The organism is Streptomyces sp. CA-278952 (assembly GCF_028747205.1).
In the GTDB taxonomy this organism is placed as follows: domain Bacteria; phylum Actinomycetota; class Actinomycetes; order Streptomycetales; family Streptomycetaceae; genus Streptomyces.
The window spans coordinates 7,171,792-7,188,432 of record NZ_CP112880.1 but is presented as its reverse complement, the minus strand read 5'-3'; the positions used below and the strand labels follow the sequence as shown (position 1 = coordinate 7,188,432).

Below are 16,641 nucleotides of genomic sequence, written 5' to 3'. Positions count from 1 at the left end.
CGCCGGGCGGGACACCCGCTGTTCAGGCTACGGAGTGGCTGCCGGGTGTGTGGTGTTCCTCGCCGTGGGCGGAGTCGAGCTGTGTCTGCAGTCCCGCCAGGCCCCGGGCCAGAGCGCCGCGTTCGCCGGGGGACATGCCGGCGATGGCCTGGTGGAGCATGGTGTCGCGCTGTTCGCGGATGCGTTGCAGGTGCTCTCTGCCGGTGGGAGTGAGCCGGAGGATGATCTCGCGGCCGTTGTCCGGGGACGGCAGGCGTTCGAGGAAGCCGATGGCTTGGAGACGGTCGCACATGCGGGTCACGGTCGGAGGAGCGGAGGCCAGGCGTTGACACACGGTGCGCATACGTACGCCCTCTCCACGGTCGACGACGTACATCAGGCGGAGCTGGGATGTGGAGCCGGGTGCTGTCATGCCCGTGGTGGCGTTTCTGGCGTGGTCCCACATCACGTCGAGGAGTTCGACGATGGAGCTCGCGGAGTGGGTGGCCTCCTGCCAGGCCCTGCTGGAAGCGGCCTCTGCTGCGGTCATGATTACCCGTCGGGTGTGTGCTTCTGCCTGGTGAGGGGCCGGGCAGTGGCTCAGGTGGTGTTGTCCGGTCCGGTGGGCCGGGCCTCCATGGGGCTTCCCTCGGCGACCGATCCGGTCGGGGGCGGGGCCGTGAGGTGGTCAAGGGTACCGGTGAGGGCCAGGAGCCGGTCCAGTCTCGCCGGCCGGGCGTCCAGGTGCATCCGCACCCCTGCCTCGGTGGTACGGCGGCTGATCATCAGCAGGGCGCGGAGTCCCGTGGAGTCGACGGCGCGGAGGCCCGCGCATCCCAGGTGCAGGTCGGTCACGGTGGGCCGTGCGGTGAGCTGGGCGAGGGCCTCCTGCACGAGGAGATCGGCGTTGTCGTAGTCGAGGTCCCCGTGGAGCTCGATGCGGACGCGGTCCTGGGCGTCGACCGTGGTCAGCTGCAGGTGGTCGGGGTGTGTGGTCATGCGGTGTTCCCGGCGGCGGTGGGATGGGCGGTGGCAAGGGTGCGTGTCCCGGCCCGGAGGATGCGGGAGGCCCGGGGGAAGTCCTTGAGTTCGCGGGCCAGGAGGTGCAGGGCCGGCGGCAGACTCGACGCGGGGACGCCCCGGGCCACGAGGACCTGCGCGGTCCAGGCGATGAACCGGGTGAAGAGTTCCTCGTCGTCGAGGTAGAGGGCGGTGGCGAGGAACTCGACGATGTGCGCGAGGTCTTCCGCGGTGCGCTCGCGCTGCAGATCACTGTAGGCACGCATCGCGGGAAAGGCGTCTTCCAGTGCGGTGAGAACGTGACGCACGAGCGAGGCGCCGCTGCGGGAGACCACGGTGTACTCCTGGTCGGCCAGGTGCGGCAGGTCGTCGAACTGCTGGTGGTCGGTCTCCGGCCTGGCAAGCGGCTCCTGGGCGAGGAGGTCGGCGGCGGCGCGGGCGTCGGGGGCCCAGGCGTCAGCGCCCAGCGGCTTCGCGTATCGGCCCCGGGGCCCGAAGGCGGCGCCGCCGACGAGGACGGGGACGCCGACGGCCTGGCAGGCGGTGATCGCCGCGTGCGCGGTGGGGAGCCGGGTGGCGATGGAGCTGGAGAGCGCGACCGCGTCCGCCCGGGTGTTGTGGAGGTGGACGATCAGGTGGGGGGTGGGGACCTGGGCGCCGAGATAGTCGACTCGCCAGCCGCGCAGCTTCAGGACTTCGGCCAGCAGGCGGGCCGGCAGCCCGTGCCACTCACCGTCCACACAGGCCACGGTGATCCGGCCCCGGGTGGCAGCGACGCGGGCGGCGGGGTGCCCGCTCACCACTGCGACGACCCGTTCGTTGATGGCGGTCGCCGCGTGCTCCTGGGCGACGCTGAGCCTGTTGGCCGCCCATTCCTCACCGACGCGGCCCTGCACCCTGGCGATCACGTCCAGCAGGACGCTCTCGGGGTCGGCCCCGTCGTCGAGTATGCGCAGCACGAGCTCTGCGGCCGCGTGTTCGTCCGCGGTCGAGACGGCGTCCCACAGAAGCCTGGCCGACTGCTCCGCGTGTTCGTGGGGAAGGCGGGGCGGGGTGCTCGTTCTCATGCGGTGAACCTGCCCCGGGTATGGCCGTTCACCGCACTGAGATGGTGGGTGCGAGGCGCGGAGATCACGACGACGGCCATGTCGTCGTGGGGCCGGTTGCCCAGCCACCGGGCGGCCAGCATCTGCACGTGTTCCACGATCCCCTCGGCCGGCATACCCGCACATCCGGCGAGCGCGCGCTTGAGGCGCTCGTCCCCGAACAGGTCGTCGCCCATCGGGCCGCCCTTGGCCTCGGTGATGCCGTCGGTGTACAGGACGCAGGACTCCCCGGGGGCCAGCGACACGGCGGCGGTGCTGGCGGAGATGTTTGGGATGGCCCCGATCAGGGTGCCGTGGGTGTCGGCTTCCTCGACGGTGCCGTCCGCGCGGATGATCAACGGGCTGGGATGGCCACCGCTGGTGAGCTTGAGGTCCACCGCACTGCCGCGGCGTACGGCGGAGGCCAGGACCATGGTCGCGAAGCGGGTGTGGTGGGAGCTGAGCAACGCGGTGTTCAGGAGGCCGAGCATCCGCTGATGGTCATCGGCCAGTGGCAACAGGGCGTGCAACGTGTTGCGGATCTTGCCGGTCAGCACGGCGGCCTCCAGGCCCTTGCCGCACACGTCCCCGAGCGAGACCAGGGTGCCTTCGCCCTCGACGGTCGCCGGGTGGACGTCGTAGAAGTCCCCGCCGATACGCTCATGGTCCGCCGAGGGCCGGTAGCCGCCGGCGAAATCCACTCCGGAGACCTGGTGCAGGACCGGGGGCAGGAGTTCACGCATCAGCATGTCGCTGACCGTGCTCTGCTCCGCGTACAGCCGGGCGGCCGACATCGCCGCTCCCGCACGGGCGGCGAACAACCGGGCGAAGACCTCCTCCTCGTCGCTGAAGGCGGCGGTCTGGGTCGCGCGCAGAAGGATGAGCGCTCCGGCCGGGATGCCGTGCCCGGGCAGCGGGGTGATCACGATCGAGCCGACCGGCCCGAACCCCTCGGGCATCATCCACTCGGGGGCCGTGGCCGGGTCGATCCAGCGCGAGGGCACCGGGGGGAACCCGCGCAGCGCCTCCGCCAGCCCCGGCACGCCGTCGAGGTCCCCCGTCACCGTGGTCGTCGCGGGGACACCGCCGCGCACACAGGTCACCACCGGGAGGCGCTGACCACGCGCCGGCGCGATCACGAGTGCCGCGTCGGCGAGGTTTTCGGCGGCCATGCGCGCGGTCACGTCCATGCAGCGTCCGAGATTGAGGGAGGCGAGCAGAACGTTGGACGCCTTCGCGAGGAAAGCGCTTCGCTCGCGCTCTCTGCGCAGAGCTTCCCGGACGAGCTGATGGGGGGTGTCATCCACCAGCCACCAGGCCACCGAGCCGTCGCCCCGCACCGTGGGGTGCGCCTCGAAGTGGCGCCCGTCGATGTCGCCGCGCACCGTCGGTCCGGTCTCCGGGACGGCGTGCGGGCCGACGGAGGCGAGCCTGGAGTGTGCGGCACAGAGCCAGGCCGGAGCCACATCCACCAGGGCTGTCCCGGGGGCCGCGGCAGGCAGAAGGGGGTCCGCCGCGTCATTGCGCCGCACCACCACGCCTTGGGCGTCAGCGACCAGCACCGGATACGGGGGCCGGCCCCACGGGGAGTCCGACCGCGTGTCCGCAAGGGTTCGCGCTTGGGTGGAAGCCAAATATCGAGGACCCGCTGGGCGGATCCCTCACCTCATCAACTAGACGATTGCCTGAAGGCAACCATCCCTCACCCTGTCGCCGCCTGACAACCCGCCCCCGCTCCGTGCGGGCCCCACTGCGGAGAAGGTCGCAGGGTCTTCACCTGGCGATCACATACCCCGCATCCGAAGGGCTAGCCCTGTCGTCGGACTCCCGCCCGACCCCGCGGGGCCGCCCTTCGGTCGACGCCCGACGACAGGCCTGGCGATCTCAGCTGCCCTAACGGCCGTGCCAGTCCAGGCACATCACGAGGGAGTCGTCCGCGGCGGGGCCGGAGCCGCGGTGTCCCAGCAGTTCCTGCAGCATCACTCTGGGCACCTGCGGAGCAGGCAGCAGACGGGTGCTGTTGATCGACGCGGCGAGTGCGCGAAGGCTGTACTTCTCACCGCCCGGCGACAGCGCGTCGTAGACGCCATCGCTGATGAACAGCAAACGGTCTCCGGGTTCGACCCGGAAGTGCTGCGGACGGTAGGCAGTGTCCTCGAACATACCCAGAGGCATCTGCTCCTCCAGCTCGATCGGCTCGACCACACCACCGCGCACCCGCCAGACCCGCGGCGAACCGGCGTCGATGACCTCCACGTCCCCGGTCGGGAGGTGGAAGCGGAAGAGCAGGGTCGACAAATACCGGCTTCCCCCGTGCTGCCCGTACACCGCTTGATCGGCCAGGTAGGCCTGGTCGCTCAGGCTCAGGCCCGCGCGGCGGGCGTTGCGCAGCGCGTTGACGCAGAGGTTCGTCAGCAAGGCGGCGTCGATCCCTTCGCCCATGCCGTTGCTGACCGTCACATACAGGTCGTCGGCCGACGCCGACCAGTCGAAGCTGTCGCCGAAGATGGCGTAGGCGGGCTCCAGCTGGGCACCCAGACTGTACTCCGGCCGGGCACATGAACGCCCGGGCAGTAGCTGCCACTGCATCTCGGCGGCGAGCGTCAGACGTGTCGCCCGCCGTGCCTGCAGGAAGAGGTCGGTGTCCCGCTCCGCGACGACCACCTCGTGCGCCAGGGCATCGGCGCATTCCCGCAGATCCTCCAGCACGTCAGCGGCCGGATCGGCGCCTTCTTCCACCCGCAGGGTGACGCTCAGGACGCCCAGCCGGTCCCCCCGGACGCTGACCGGGAGGTGAGCCGTCACGGTGGAAGCGGAGCGGTCGTACGAACAGTGCGGTTCCTGGGCGCCGAACGCACGGCCCGGATCACTGTCATGCACCGACACCGGGGGACGGGTGTGCGGAAGCACCCCGACGGGCTGCAGCCTCGTCATGGCGTAGTCCGCCAGCAGCAGCTCCACCGCCCGGGCACCGTGGCGGCGCTCGATCTCGGAGCGGATCACATCGAGAATCTCATGGGGCGCGGCCTCGCGCAGGGAGCGCTCGACCGCGCTGGGTCTGTCCACCGGTACCGGACCTGCTTTCTTGCGCACTTCTCCGTCGGGGCGGCTGTCGACAGCGACCAGCCGGAATGGGTACGAATGCCCCCACGGCAGTTTCACATGCCTCGGGACAGCCCCGGCGGCAACGGTGCCGCCCGTTCCCCCAGGCCGTCGGCGGCTGGAGTGTCAGGGCCCCGACGGCGTCAGACCGGTGGCGGACAGGACCGCGTCGACCGTCTCGTCCACGGTCAGCTCCGCGCTGTCGATCCAGATCTTCTCGTCGGCCAGTTCGGCGCGCATGATGTCGTCCAGCGGGGACCAGTCCGTCGTCAGCGTCTTGTCCCGGGCGAGGTTGCGCTCCAAGGCCTTCGCGGCGCCCGGTGCCAGGACCACGCGGTGCAGCGGCACGCCGGTGAGCGTGGCGCGGTAGAAGTCGAGGTGGGCACGGCGTACGACGACGTCGTCGATGACCGGGAGGAAGCCCGCGGCGGCGAAACTGCCGGCCAGCAGGCAGGCGTTGCGGGCCCGGAGGAAGATCTGCCGGTCCGCCTCCTCGTCCCCGTCGGGCGAGGGCCACCGGCCGCCGGAGACGATGAGTTCCTGGAGGGCGTCCACCTCGATGTGGGCGGAGGCGGCGAAGCGGTCGGCGAGGGCGGCGGCCACGGTGCTCTTGCCGCTGCCGGGGATGCCGATCAGCAGGACGGCGCCCGCCGCCGGCGCGGTGTCCACCGGTACTTCTGTCCACCCCATGGGGTCGCGCTCCCTCGTTCAGTACACGTCACGCACGTATCTGCGGTCCGAGGCTAGCTGCTTGACCTGCGCGGCCGCCGCGTCGGGTTCGAGTCCCCCGTGGGCGACGGCGATGTCGCGCAGGGCCCGGTCGACGTCCTTGGCCATGCGGGAGGCGTCGCCGCAGACATAGAGGTGGGCGCCGTCGCGGAGCCAGGACCAGAGCTGGGCTCCGTGCTCGCGCATCCGGTCCTGGACGTAGACCTTGGCCCGCTGGTCGCGGGAGAAGGCGGTGTCCAGCCGGGTCAGGGTGCCCGAGCGGCTCAGCGCGTCGAGTTCTTCGCGGTAGTAGAAGTCCGTGGATCGGTGCTGCTCGCCGAAGAACAGCCAGTTGGCGCCGGGGTGGCCGAGCGCCCGGCGTTCCTCCAGGAAGCCCAGGAACGGGGCGACTCCCGTACCGGGCCCGATCATGATCATCGGGGTGGCCGGGTCGGCGGGCGGGCGGAAGCGCTCGTTGCGCTGGACGAACACCGACAGAGGGCTGTCGGGTTCGGCGTCGGCCAGGAACGTGGAGGCGACGCCCTTGCGCATCCGGCCGCGGTGGCTCTCGTAGCGGATCACGGAGACGGTCAGCCGCATCCGGTGGGGGTCCACGAGCGGGCTGGAGGCGATGGAGTACAGCCGGGGCCTCAGCGGCCCGAGCACCTCGGCCCAGGCGGCGGCCGTGGCCCGTACCGGGTGTTCGGCGAGGACGTCGACGGCCTGCCTCCCCCAGATCCACCGGTCCCTCTCGCCCTTGTTGTCGGGGCGCAGCAGCTTCTTCAGGGACCGGTCCCCCGTGTGGTCGGCGACCAGGCGCAGCAGGTCCGGGGTGATGCGGGCGATGTCGAGGTGGCGGTGCAGGGCCGTCTCCAGGGCGACCGGGCCGTGCCCGGGGACGTCCACCTCGGCGGCGGGGTCGAGTCCGGTGACGGCGAGCCATTCGGCCACCAGGTCCGGCGAGTTGAGGGGCTGTACGCCCAGCGCGTCCCCGGCCGTGTACGCCAGGGGGGTGTCGGCGCCCCGCGTGTCGATCGTGAAGGCACGGACCTCCTTGGTCGCGCCGGGCAGGCTCAGGAGGCGGTTCCCGGTGAGGAGCGCGGTGACGGGCGTGGCCCTGGAGGGGCGGGCGGGGGCCGTCCCGACCGGCGACGCCGTCGCCGCGGTGGCGGCGGCGGCGGGCGGTGCGGTGGCGGCGGCGGGCGGTGCGGTGGCGGGCGGTGCGGCCGCTGCCGGCTCCGCCGTCCCTTCCGGTGTCGTCGTCGCCTCCAGCGCGGCCCGGACCTCCTTGAGCCACTGCTCGAAGGGCTGTTCGTACTCCGGTTCGCAGTCGGTGCGCGGGACCAGCCGCTCCGCGCCCAGTTCGCCGAGGCGTTCGTCCAGACGGCGGCCGTGGCCGCAGAAGTCGTCGTAGCTGGAGTCGCCGAGCGCGAGCACGGCGTAGCGGAGGCCCTCCAGGCGCGGGGTCCCGGAGGCGTTCAGCGCCTCCCAGAAGCCGGAGCCGTTGTCGGGGGCGTCGCCGTCGCCGAAGGTGCTGGTGACGACGAGGAGGTCGGCCGGGCTCGGCAGGGCGTCGGGCGTCCCGTCGTCCATGCCGAGGAGCGTGGTGCGGTACCCCTCGGCGGCCAGCTTTCGGGCGGCCGTCGCGGCGGCCTCCTCGGCGTTGCCGGTCTGCGAGGCCCACAGCACGACGACCGGCCGGCCCTGTCCGTCCGGGGCGCCCGCCGACGCCGCGGGTCCCGGCTCCGGGGCCCCCGCGAGCCGGGAGTACGTCCCGGCGAGCACTCCGTTGACCCACAGCGCGTGGTCCGGGGCGAAGGGGGCGCCCGCCGGAAGCACCGGGGTGCCTTCGGACCGGGCGCCGAGGCCCGCGAGGAATCCGGCCAGATAGCGGCGTTCCGTCTCCGTGAGGACGGGTGGGGCGGTGTCCACCAGGCCCAGCGCGCCCACCAGACCCGAGGCGTTCACCGGGCCCGAGGCGTTCACCGAACCCGACGTGCCCACGAAGCGGAGAGCGGGGCCACCGGTGGGCGCGGGCCGTTCCGCCTCGGCCGGTCCGTGGCCCGGCGCGGGTACGGCGACCTTCGCCAGCCGGACCGCGCACACCTTCAGCTCGGGCTGGAACGAGATCGGGTCGACCGCGTCGTTGGTCACGGCGTTCACACCGAGGTACTCGCCGAACAGGTCGTTCCAGTGGAACGGGGCGAAGCACTCCCCCGCCCCGACCCGGTCGGTGATCCGGGCCGGGAGCACCGCGCGGCCGCGCCGCGAGGCGACCTCGACGCCGTCGTCCTCCCCGATGCCCAGCGCGGCGGCGTCGTCGGGGTGGATCTCCACGAACGGCCCCGGGTCCAGCCGGTTCAGCTTCGCGATCTTCGCGGTCTTGGTGAGGGTGTGCCACTGGTGCTGGAGCCGCCCGGTGTTGAGGACGAAGGGGAAGTCCTCGTCGGGCATTTCGGCCGGCGGAACGTGCGGGCGGGCGTGGAAGACGGCCCGGCCGCTCGGCGTGGGAAAGGCCAGCCTCGGCACGCTCCCGTCGGGCCGTACGGTCAGCTCCTGGCTGACGCCGTCGTTGACGTAGCGCACGGGGTTGCGGGCCGGGCCGTCGACCTCGGCGCTGGGCCACTGCACAGGCGTTCCGCGCAGCCGCTCGTACGTCACTCCGCGCAGGTCGTAGCCGGTGCGCGGGTTCGACGCCCGGGTGATCTCGGCGAAGACCTCCTCGGCGCTCGTGTAACTGAAGGCGTCCTCGTACCCCATGGCGCAGGCCACCTCCGCGATGAGCCGCCAGTCCGGCCAGGCCTCTCCCGGCGGGTCGGTGGCGCGGCGGGAGAGGGTGAGGGTGCGCTCCGAGTTGATCATCACGCCCTCGGACTCGGCCCAGAGGGCGGCGGGCAGGACGACATCGGCGTACGCGTTGGTCTCGGTGTCGGCGAACACGTCCTGGGTGACGACGAATTCGGCGGCCTCCAGGCCCTCGATGACGGTCCGGCGGTTGGCGACCGAGGCGACCGGGTTGGTGCAGATGATCCAGCAGGCCTTGATCTCCCCCTCGGCCATGCGCCGGAACATGTCGACGGTGCCGCTGCCCGAGCCGTCCGCGCGCAGGGTGCCGGGCGGAACACCCCACAGCTCCTCCGTGAAGGTGCGGTCCTCGTCGACGAGGACCGATCGCTGCCCGGGCAGTCCGGGGCCCATGTAGCCCATCTCGCGCCCGCCCATGGCGTTGGGCTGGCCGGTGAGCGAGAACGGGCCGCTGCCGGGGCGGCAGATCGCCCCGGTCGCCAGGTGCAGGTTGACGATCGCGTTGGTGTTCCAGGTGCCGTGGGTGGACTGGTTGAGGCCCATGGTCCAGCAGCTCATCCAGTCGCCCGCCTCGCCGATCCAGCGGGCCGCCCGCCGGATGTCGTCCTCGGGGATGCCGGTGATCTCCGCGACCGCGGCGGGCGGGTAGTCGCGGAGGAAGGCGGGCATCCGCTCCCAGCCCTCGGTGTGCTCGGCGATGAACCCGGGGTCGGTGTGCCCGTTCTCGACGAGGAGGTGCAGCAGCCCGTTGAGGAGGGCCAGGTCGGTGCCGGGCCGGATCCGCAGGTACAGGTCGGCCTTGGCGGCGGTGGCGTTGCGCCGGGGGTCGACGACGATCAGCTTCGCGCCCGCCTTGACGCGCTCCATCATCCGCAGGAAGAGGATCGGGTGGCAGTCGGCCATGTTGGCGCCGGTGACGAGGAAGACGTCGGCGTGGGCGAAGTCCTCGTAGGACCCGGGCGGCCCGTCCGCGCCGAGGGACAGCTTGTAGCCGCTGCCCGCGCTCGCCATGCAGAGCCGGGAGTTGGACTCGATGGTATTGGTCCCGATGAAGCCCTTGGCCAGCTTGTTGGCGAGGTACTGCGCCTCCAGCGTCATCTGGCCGGAGACGTAGAGGGCCACCGCCTCCGGGCCGTGGGTGTCCAGCACGGACCGCAGCCGCCGCGCCGTCTCGGCGATGGCGGCGTCCCGGCCGAGCGGGGCGGGCTGCTCGCTGCGGTCGGGGCGGGCCAGGGCGGTGGTCAGCCGTCCGGGGGCGGCGAGGAGGTCCGCGCCGGTGGCCCCCTTGGTGCAGAGCCGGCCGGCGTTCGACGGGTGCTCCTTGTCCCCCGACGCCTTCACGACGGTGCGGCGGCCGTCGGGGCCGGCGGCGATGTCGAGGACGATCCCGCAGCCGACACCGCAGTACGAGCAGACCGTACGCACCCGGTCGGTGGCGGGAGCGTCCGGAGGCGGGGTCGGCACGGTCATGGGGGCCCTTCGGGGGTGTGCGTTCCCGGAGGGACGCGGGGGCGGGCTGCGGTCTCCCCCGAATCTAGGAAGGGCCCGTTACCCGGGGATGACACCGGGCGAACAACGACGGTTACGTCGCCTGCACACCGCCCGGGGACCACCGGTGAGGCTCGGGCGATCACCGAGCGGTGGCCCCGCACCGCCCGGTGATCGCGGGGAACTTCCCGGCCGGGACGGCCGACTACTGGAGAGACGCCGGGTGCGGGAGGCCCGTCCGGTGACGGAAGCGGCGGCCGGTGGCGTGACACGGCTGCCGGGCGACGGCAGCAGGACACCCACGGGCCCCGGGCCCGGGAGGAGGCCGCGAGGCATGCACTGGTACGAGGACGACGCGCTCTGGTCCGATTTCGCCCCGACGATGTTCTCGGCGGCGCGGGCCGAGTCCGCCGCCGCCCTGGTCGCGTCCTCTCCCCTGCTGGACTTCCCACCGGGCACGAGAGTCCTGGACCTGTGCTGCGGGCCGGGTCTCTTCGTGGTGCCGCTGGCGGAGCGCGGGTACGAGGTGACGGGGGTCGATCTGTCGCCCTCCCTGCTGGAGAGCGCCCGGGCCGCCTGCGACGCGGCGGGCGCCGAGGTCCGGCTGGAGCGCGCCGACATGCTCACGTACCGGCAGCCTGGCGGCTTCGACGTGGTGCTCAACGTCTTCACGTCCTTCGGCTACTTCGACGAGGCGGAGGACAACCTCCAGGTGCTGCGCAACGCCCACGAGAGCCTCGCGCCGGGCGGGCAGCTCCTGGTGGACGTGATGGGCAAGGAGGTGCTGGCGGGCTGGATCGGGCGGCCGAAGGCGGTCGACCTGCCCGACGGCGCCTATGTCGTCCAGCGCGACACCGTCCTCGACAGCTGGCGGCGGCTGCGCACGGACTGGACGCTGGTGCGCGGCACGACGGCGCGGACGGCGTCCATCACCTCCTGGCTCTACTCGGCGGCCGAGCTGCACGCCCTGTTCGAGAGCGCGGGCTTCACCGACGTGGAGTGCTTCGGCGGGTTCGACGCGACCGGCTACGACCAGCGCTCGGACCGGCTGATCGTGCGCGGGCGGCGCAAGTGAGGGCCGGGGCGGACGCCCGTCCGCGCGCCGCGGGGCCGGACGCTTCAGCGCGCCCGGCCGCCGCGACGGTCCACGAGCACATCACCGACGCGGTGAAGACCCCGGACCTGATCCGGCTGACCGGCGACATCGTCCTCGCCCGCTTCGAGACGATGAAGGTGTACGCGGCGCTCGGCGCGGTCCGCTCGCTGCTGCGCCGGGGCCGGGTGGCCCCCGGGCAGACCCTGGTCGACAGCTCCAGCGGGATCTACGCACTGGCGCTCGCCATGGCCTGCCACCGCTACGGGCTGCGCTGCCACATCGTCGCCTCCACCACCGTGGACGCCACCATGCGGGCGCAGTTGGAGATCCTCGGCGCGAGCGTCGACGCCATGCCGCCCTCGCAGAGCCTGCGCCTGGACCAGGAGCTGCGGGTGCGCCATGTGCGCCGGCTGCTGGCGGAGCGGCCGGACTTCCACTGGATGCGGCAGTACCACGACCAGGTTCACCACGAGGGCTACCGGGAGTTCGCGGAGCTGCTCACCGAGGCTCTGCCCGGGGGTCCGCTGACCGTGGTCGGCGCGGTGGGCACCGGCGCGTCGACCGGTGGGCTGGCCCGCGCACTACGGGAGTCGGGGCGGTCGGTGCGGCTGGTGGGCATCCAGCCGTTCGGCAGTGTGACGTTCGGGAGCGAGCGGTTCGAGGACCCGGAGGCGATCATCGCGGGCATCGGCAGCTCGATACCGTTCGGAAACGTCCGCCACGAGCTGTACGACACCGTCCACTGGCTGGACTTCCGCCATGCGATGGCGGGGGCGGTCGGACTGCTGCGGGAGCACGCGGTGTTCGCGGGCCTGTCCACCGGGGCGGCCCATCTGGCGGCCTCCTGGGAGGCCGCCCGCGATCCCGGGCGGCTGCATCTGGTGCTGGGCGCCGACACCGGGCACCGGTACGCGGAGCGGGTGTTCGCCCGGCATGCCGAGGCGCTGGACCCCGCCGGGCTGCGGCCCCGGACCATCGCGTCGCCGGCCGAGCTGCGGCCGCCGTGGTCGGTGATGGAGTGGGCCGGGCGGGCCGCGCCCGAGGCCGCCAGGACCGTCGAGGGCGACGCCCCCTCCCCCGTACCGACCGTGGAGCTGCTGCCATGACGATCGCCGCACTGGAGTCCCTGTCCTTCGGCCTGGGGCGGATGGCGGAGGCCGCCGCCGGAGCGGGGCACCGGCTCTGCCTGCTGACCGGCGACCGTTCGGTCTACCGCCACGAGCTGGCGGTCCTGCCGCCGGACGCGCTGGACGTCGTGGACGTCGACACGATGGATCGGGAGGCCACCCGTCGGGCCCTGGCCGCCCTGCCCGGCCTGGCCGGGCTGATCAACACGACGGACACCTGGAGCCTGCCGGCCGCCGAACTGGCCGCCGGACTGGGGCTCCCGGGCGCGGACCCCGAAGCCGTACGGCTGCTGCGGGACAAGCGCCGGGTCCGGGAGACGCTGCACGCGCGCGGGCTGAGCCGGAGTACGGCCGTATCCGTCCCGCCGGGTCCCGAAGGCGCCGGGGAGGTGCTGCGGGCAGTGGGGCTGCCCGCGGTCCTGAAGGACTCGGCGGGCACCTCCTCGCGTCATGTGTGGATCGCGCACGACGAGGAGGCCCTGCACCGGGCGCTGGCGGAGGCGGGTCGACAGCGCCTGCTCGGCGGCCTGTTGGCGGAGGCGTTCCTCGCCGGTCCGCTGTACAGCGCGGAGACCATCGGCTGGGACGGGACCACCCGGCTGCTCGGGGTACTGAGCCGCCAGACGTCCCGGGCGGCGGTGGTACGGGAGGAGGCGGCGGCGTTCCCGGTGGCGCTGGACCAGGGGGAGCGGGCCGGGATCGAGGCGTGGGTGGGCCGGGTCCTCGCGGCGGCGGGTCACACCCGCGGCTTCGCCCACGTGGAGTTCGTCCTGACGGCCGACGGACCCGAGCTGGTGGAGATCAACCGCAGGATCGGCGGCGCGCTGGTCGGCGAGGTGCTGTGCCGGACGCTGCGGACCAATGTCTACACGGCCATGATGGACGAGGCGCTCGGCCGTCGCCCGGCGCTGCTGGACGCCCCGCTCGACGCCACAGGGCCCGCGTACGGCTTCGTCCTCGTGTACGCGGAGCGGCCCGGGGTGCTGAAGGGCTGGCACGGCCTCGACGAACTCGGGGCGTTCCCCGGGGAGGTGGAGTGGTTCCCGGTTCGCGAGCCCGGCGAGAGCGTGCTCCACGTCGGCGACCAGCGGGGCTGTACGGGCATGGTGCTGGCCGAGGCGCGGACGGCGGAGCTGGCCCAGCACCGGGCGTGGAGCGCGGCCGTCCGGGTCCGCCCGGTCGTCGTCGGCCCGGCGTGAGCCCGGGGAGGTGAGCCGCCGCCGGACGGACGGGGCCCCGGGGGCCGGCGCGGACCGTGGGCGGGCCGGCCGGGCCCGGCGGCGGACCGCCCCCGGCCGGACGGGCCGCCCGCCGCTCACCGGCCCGCAGCGGTTCCTGCTGGGGGGCTCGTTCCTGATCACGCTGGGCAGCTTCGCCGTGCTGCCCTACATGTCGGTGCTGCTGCACCAGCGGCTCGGCCTCGGACTCGGCACGGTCGGCCTCGTGCTGGCCGTCGCCTCGCTGATCCAGTTCGCCGGCGGCGTGGTGGCGGGGCCGGTGACCGGGCGGATCGGGCTGCGGCGCGCGATGCTGCTGGCGCTGGGACTGCGTACGGCGGGGTTCGCCGCGTTCGTCCCCGGGCTGACGAGCCCGGTCCTTGCGGTCGGGGCGCTGCTGCTGGTGTCGGCGGGCGCGGCGCTGTACCTCCCGGCGAACAAGGCGTATCTGGTGGAGGGGGCGTCGAAGGCGCAGCGCCCCCGGCTGCTGTCGGCGAGCGGTTCGGCGTTCAACGCGGGGATGGCGCTGGGCCCTCCGGCCGCCGCGCCGCTCGTCATGGGCTCCCCCGGGGTGCTGTTCTCCTGCGTCACCGTGCTGTTCGCGCTCGTGGGGGCCGGGCACGCGCTGCTGCCGGCGGGCACGGCGGACCGGCCCTCCGCCAGGCCCTCCGCCAGGCCGTCCGACGGGTCGTCCCACGGGTCCTCCGCAGCGCCCGCCGCCGGCCGGGCCAGGGAGTCCGGCGCACCGCGCCCCGGGCCTTCCCCGTTCGTGGTGACCGTGCTGAGCGTGTACGCGTTCATGTTCTTCCAGCACTATCTGGCGCTGTACGCGGTCCCCCGGACATCGACGGCCTTCTACGGGGCCGTCCTGACCGGGTACGCGGCCCTCCTCGTCGTCGCCCAGCCGTTGCTGGCGGAACGGGTCGCCGCACTGAGCTACCCGGCCGCCCTGCGGTGGGGGTTCGGCGCGATGGCTGCGGGCATGGCGGCGATCGGGGCCGGGGGGCACGCGGGGATCGCGGTGGGCGGGGCGCTGCTGTGCCTCGGGGAGATCGTGCTCTTCCTCAAGAACGACCTGGAGGCGCTGGCCCGTTCGTCGGCCGCCCCGGCGAGCGTGTTCGGGCGGCAACGGCTGGCGGCGGGCATCGGCGCGTTCGCCAGCGGGGTGGTGGGCGGGCAGTTGTACGGGGCGGCGGAGTCGGCGGGCTCGGCGCGGGGGTTCTGGGCGGTGGTCTGCCTCCAGTGCCTGCTGCTGCCGGTGTTCCTGCTCCGCCGGCGGCGCACCGCCCGGGACCCCGAGGGATCGCGGGCGGGCGCCGGCTAGGGCGTGTTCGGAGCAGGAGGGTCAGGCCGATGCGGGAAGCGGGCGATGGTGCGCTGGGACCGACGCCCCGCCCCACTGTCCGGCGAGTTCGCGGCGGGCACGGGCCACGCGGGAGCGCACCGTGCCGATCGGGCAGCCGGCTGCGGCTGCCGCCTCCTCGTAGGAGGCGCCCAGCAGTTGGGTGAGGACGAAGGCCTGACGGCGTGCCGGGTCCAGTCGGCGCAGGGCGTCCAGCACCGCGACGGACTCCTCGAATCCGGGGAGCTGACGGGGCTGGGCGCGTTCGGCGGCGGTCTGCCAGTCCGCGGTGTCGGCGGTCCGGGGGCGTACGGCGGCGGCGCGGTGCCGGTCGATGACGACGCGTCGCGCGATCGACAACAGCCAGGTCCGGGCGCAGGAACGCCCCCCGAACCGGGCCAGTCCGCTCATCGCCCGGAGGTAGGTCTCCTGAGCCAGGTCGTCGGCCCCGGGGACGTCGGAGCTGAGATAGGCGACGAACCTGCGGACGTCCTCGTAGGTCGCCCGGACGAAGCGGTCTGCGGCCTCCCGGTCCCCGCCGCCCGCGGCGAGCGCCCAGTCGGTGATCTGCCCGTCGTTCTGCCGGGCGGCCGGGGCCCGGGGGCCGGGCGGGCGGGTGGTGGACACCCGGATGACCGGCGGCCGGGAGGCGGGCGGCGGCGCGGCGGCAACAGGCCTTGGGAGGGCCGCCGATGCGGGGACCGGCAGCGCGGGGATCGGCAGCACGGGGATCGGCAGCACGGGGGCAGGTAGCGCGGGGGCAGGAAGTGTCACAGCAATCCTTCGCGTCCTTGCGGAGCCGCGGCAGCGGTCGCCCGGCTCCGGCGACCGGACCCGGGCCCCGTCGGGGGCGGCCCGGTGAACCGGCATGCCTGTCACGGGTGTGCGCGGCGCACACCCGTACCGCCTCCGGCGCACAGCGGCCGGAGGGCGGATGAAGGTCAGAGGAAGCGGAGGGAGAGCGGTGGCCCGCGCCGGGAGATGGCGTGCAGGGCGAGAAGGTCCCGGGGGCGGCGGGGCCGGCGGCGGACGCGTCGTCGGACGGGCGGCGCGGGCGCGGGCGGCGTCGCGGACCACAGACGCCAGGCCGTCCGCAGCGGTGCCCGGACGAACAGCACCAGACAGCGGCCCAGCCGGCCGAGGGCGACCTCGCCGCGCCACAGCCACCAGCCGCAGATCAGCCCGGCCACCGCGTGGGCGGCGGCCATGCCGAGGGTGAACACCGCCCCGTCAAAAGCGGCCAGAAGCCCCATCAGGTCCGACGAGCCGCCGATCGGGACCTCGTGGGCGGAGTGGTTCATCGCGTCCGGGGCATGACGCCCGCCGCCCGCGTGGTGCGCGCCGAAGCCGGACGGCAGCCAGGAACCGGCGCGGGCGAAGAAGGCGTGCAGCCCCAACTGGCCCAGAACGTGGGCCGTCACGGCCACCGGAGCGCTCCGCTCCCGCGCGGCGAGCCACCACCCCGCCCCGCACACCGGCAGCAGCGCGGCGGCCTGGACGAGCAGGGACAAGGGCGCGCCGGACATCAGCGCGTGGCCGAGTCCGGACACGGCGACGCACACCACCGCGAACAGCGCGGTGCGTCCGAGTCGGAGTGCGGTTCCGGCTCCCATGGCAGCCATCGTGTCAGTCGTACCCACCCCGGAGAGAAGAGCACCAGATGCCGAAACAG

The 16,641-nt window shown here is 73.5% G+C and carries 13 protein-coding genes; 4 read left to right on the top strand and 9 right to left on the bottom strand.

The genetic code is table 11. From position 1 onward, the window contains the following. Positions 1 to 22: 22 nt before the first annotated feature. The 7 genes from N7925_RS31755 to N7925_RS31725 form a co-directional block, all read right to left on the bottom strand. Positions 23 to 529 carry a MarR family winged helix-turn-helix transcriptional regulator gene (locus N7925_RS31755; protein ID WP_274345887.1) on the bottom strand — a complete coding sequence of 169 codons (507 nt, stop codon included), beginning with the start codon at positions 527 to 529 and terminating at the stop codon, positions 23 to 25. A 50-nt stretch (positions 530 to 579) separates the two neighbouring features. Beyond that, positions 580 to 978 carry an STAS domain-containing protein gene (locus N7925_RS31750; RefSeq protein ID WP_265602907.1) on the bottom strand — a complete coding sequence of 133 codons (399 nt, stop codon included), beginning with the start codon at positions 976 to 978 and terminating at the stop codon, positions 580 to 582. Next, positions 975 to 2,066 (bottom strand): cobalamin B12-binding domain-containing protein, encoded by a 1,092-nt coding sequence (locus N7925_RS31745; RefSeq protein WP_274345886.1) that lies wholly within the window; start codon positions 2,064 to 2,066, stop codon positions 975 to 977. The genes N7925_RS31750 and N7925_RS31745 overlap by 4 nt, the downstream gene beginning before the upstream one ends. After that, positions 2,063 to 3,646, bottom strand: a complete 1,584-nt coding sequence (locus tag N7925_RS31740) for a PP2C family protein-serine/threonine phosphatase (RefSeq protein WP_443032287.1) — start codon at positions 3,644 to 3,646, stop codon at positions 2,063 to 2,065. The genes N7925_RS31745 and N7925_RS31740 overlap by 4 nt, the downstream gene beginning before the upstream one ends. A gap of 331 nt (positions 3,647 to 3,977) precedes the next feature. Further along, a complete protein-coding gene (locus N7925_RS31735; protein ID WP_265602904.1) occupies positions 3,978 to 5,150 on the bottom strand; it encodes a PP2C family protein-serine/threonine phosphatase in 1,173 nt (390 codons plus the stop codon). Positions 5,151 to 5,312: 162 nt separating this feature from the next. Next, positions 5,313 to 5,876 (bottom strand): AAA family ATPase, encoded by a 564-nt coding sequence (locus N7925_RS31730; RefSeq protein ID WP_274345884.1) that lies wholly within the window; start codon positions 5,874 to 5,876, stop codon positions 5,313 to 5,315. 18 nt (positions 5,877 to 5,894) lie between these two features. Further along, the gene (locus N7925_RS31725) at positions 5,895 to 10,169 is read right to left on the bottom strand and encodes a bifunctional nitrate reductase/sulfite reductase flavoprotein subunit alpha (RefSeq protein WP_274345883.1); all 4,275 of its coding nucleotides are present in this window, start codon (positions 10,167 to 10,169) and stop codon (positions 5,895 to 5,897) included. A 352-nt stretch (positions 10,170 to 10,521) separates the two neighbouring features. Between N7925_RS31725 and N7925_RS31720 the strand changes: the two genes are divergently transcribed. Genes N7925_RS31720 through N7925_RS31705 form a run of 4 tightly spaced genes read left to right on the top strand, consistent with a single transcriptional unit; the run spans position 10,522 to position 14,951 of the window. Continuing rightward, on the top strand, positions 10,522 to 11,262 hold the full coding sequence (locus N7925_RS31720; RefSeq protein WP_274345882.1) for a class I SAM-dependent methyltransferase: 741 nt from the start codon (positions 10,522 to 10,524) through the stop codon (positions 11,260 to 11,262). Further along, positions 11,259 to 12,389, top strand: a complete 1,131-nt coding sequence (locus N7925_RS31715; RefSeq protein WP_274345881.1) for a pyridoxal-phosphate dependent enzyme — start codon at positions 11,259 to 11,261, stop codon at positions 12,387 to 12,389. Before N7925_RS31720 ends, N7925_RS31715 begins: the two co-directional genes overlap by 4 nt. Beyond that, a complete protein-coding gene (locus tag N7925_RS31710; protein WP_274345880.1) occupies positions 12,386 to 13,609 on the top strand; it encodes an ATP-grasp domain-containing protein in 1,224 nt (407 codons plus the stop codon). Before N7925_RS31715 ends, N7925_RS31710 begins: the two co-directional genes overlap by 4 nt. 10 nt (positions 13,610 to 13,619) lie before the next feature. Further along, positions 13,620 to 14,951, top strand: a complete 1,332-nt coding sequence (locus N7925_RS31705; protein WP_274345879.1) for an MFS transporter — start codon at positions 13,620 to 13,622, stop codon at positions 14,949 to 14,951. Between the two features lie 21 nt (positions 14,952 to 14,972). Here the strand turns inward: N7925_RS31705 and N7925_RS31700 are convergent, their stop codons facing one another. Together N7925_RS31700 and N7925_RS31695 are read right to left on the bottom strand one after the other, a co-directional pair. Then, positions 14,973 to 15,596, bottom strand: a complete 624-nt coding sequence (locus N7925_RS31700; protein ID WP_274346586.1) for a sigma-70 family RNA polymerase sigma factor — start codon at positions 15,594 to 15,596, stop codon at positions 14,973 to 14,975. Between the two features lie 314 nt (positions 15,597 to 15,910). Next, entirely contained in the window at positions 15,911 to 16,582 is a 672-nt protein-coding gene (locus tag N7925_RS31695) for a hypothetical protein (RefSeq protein ID WP_265602896.1), read from the bottom strand. Positions 16,583 to 16,641 lie beyond the last annotated feature (59 nt).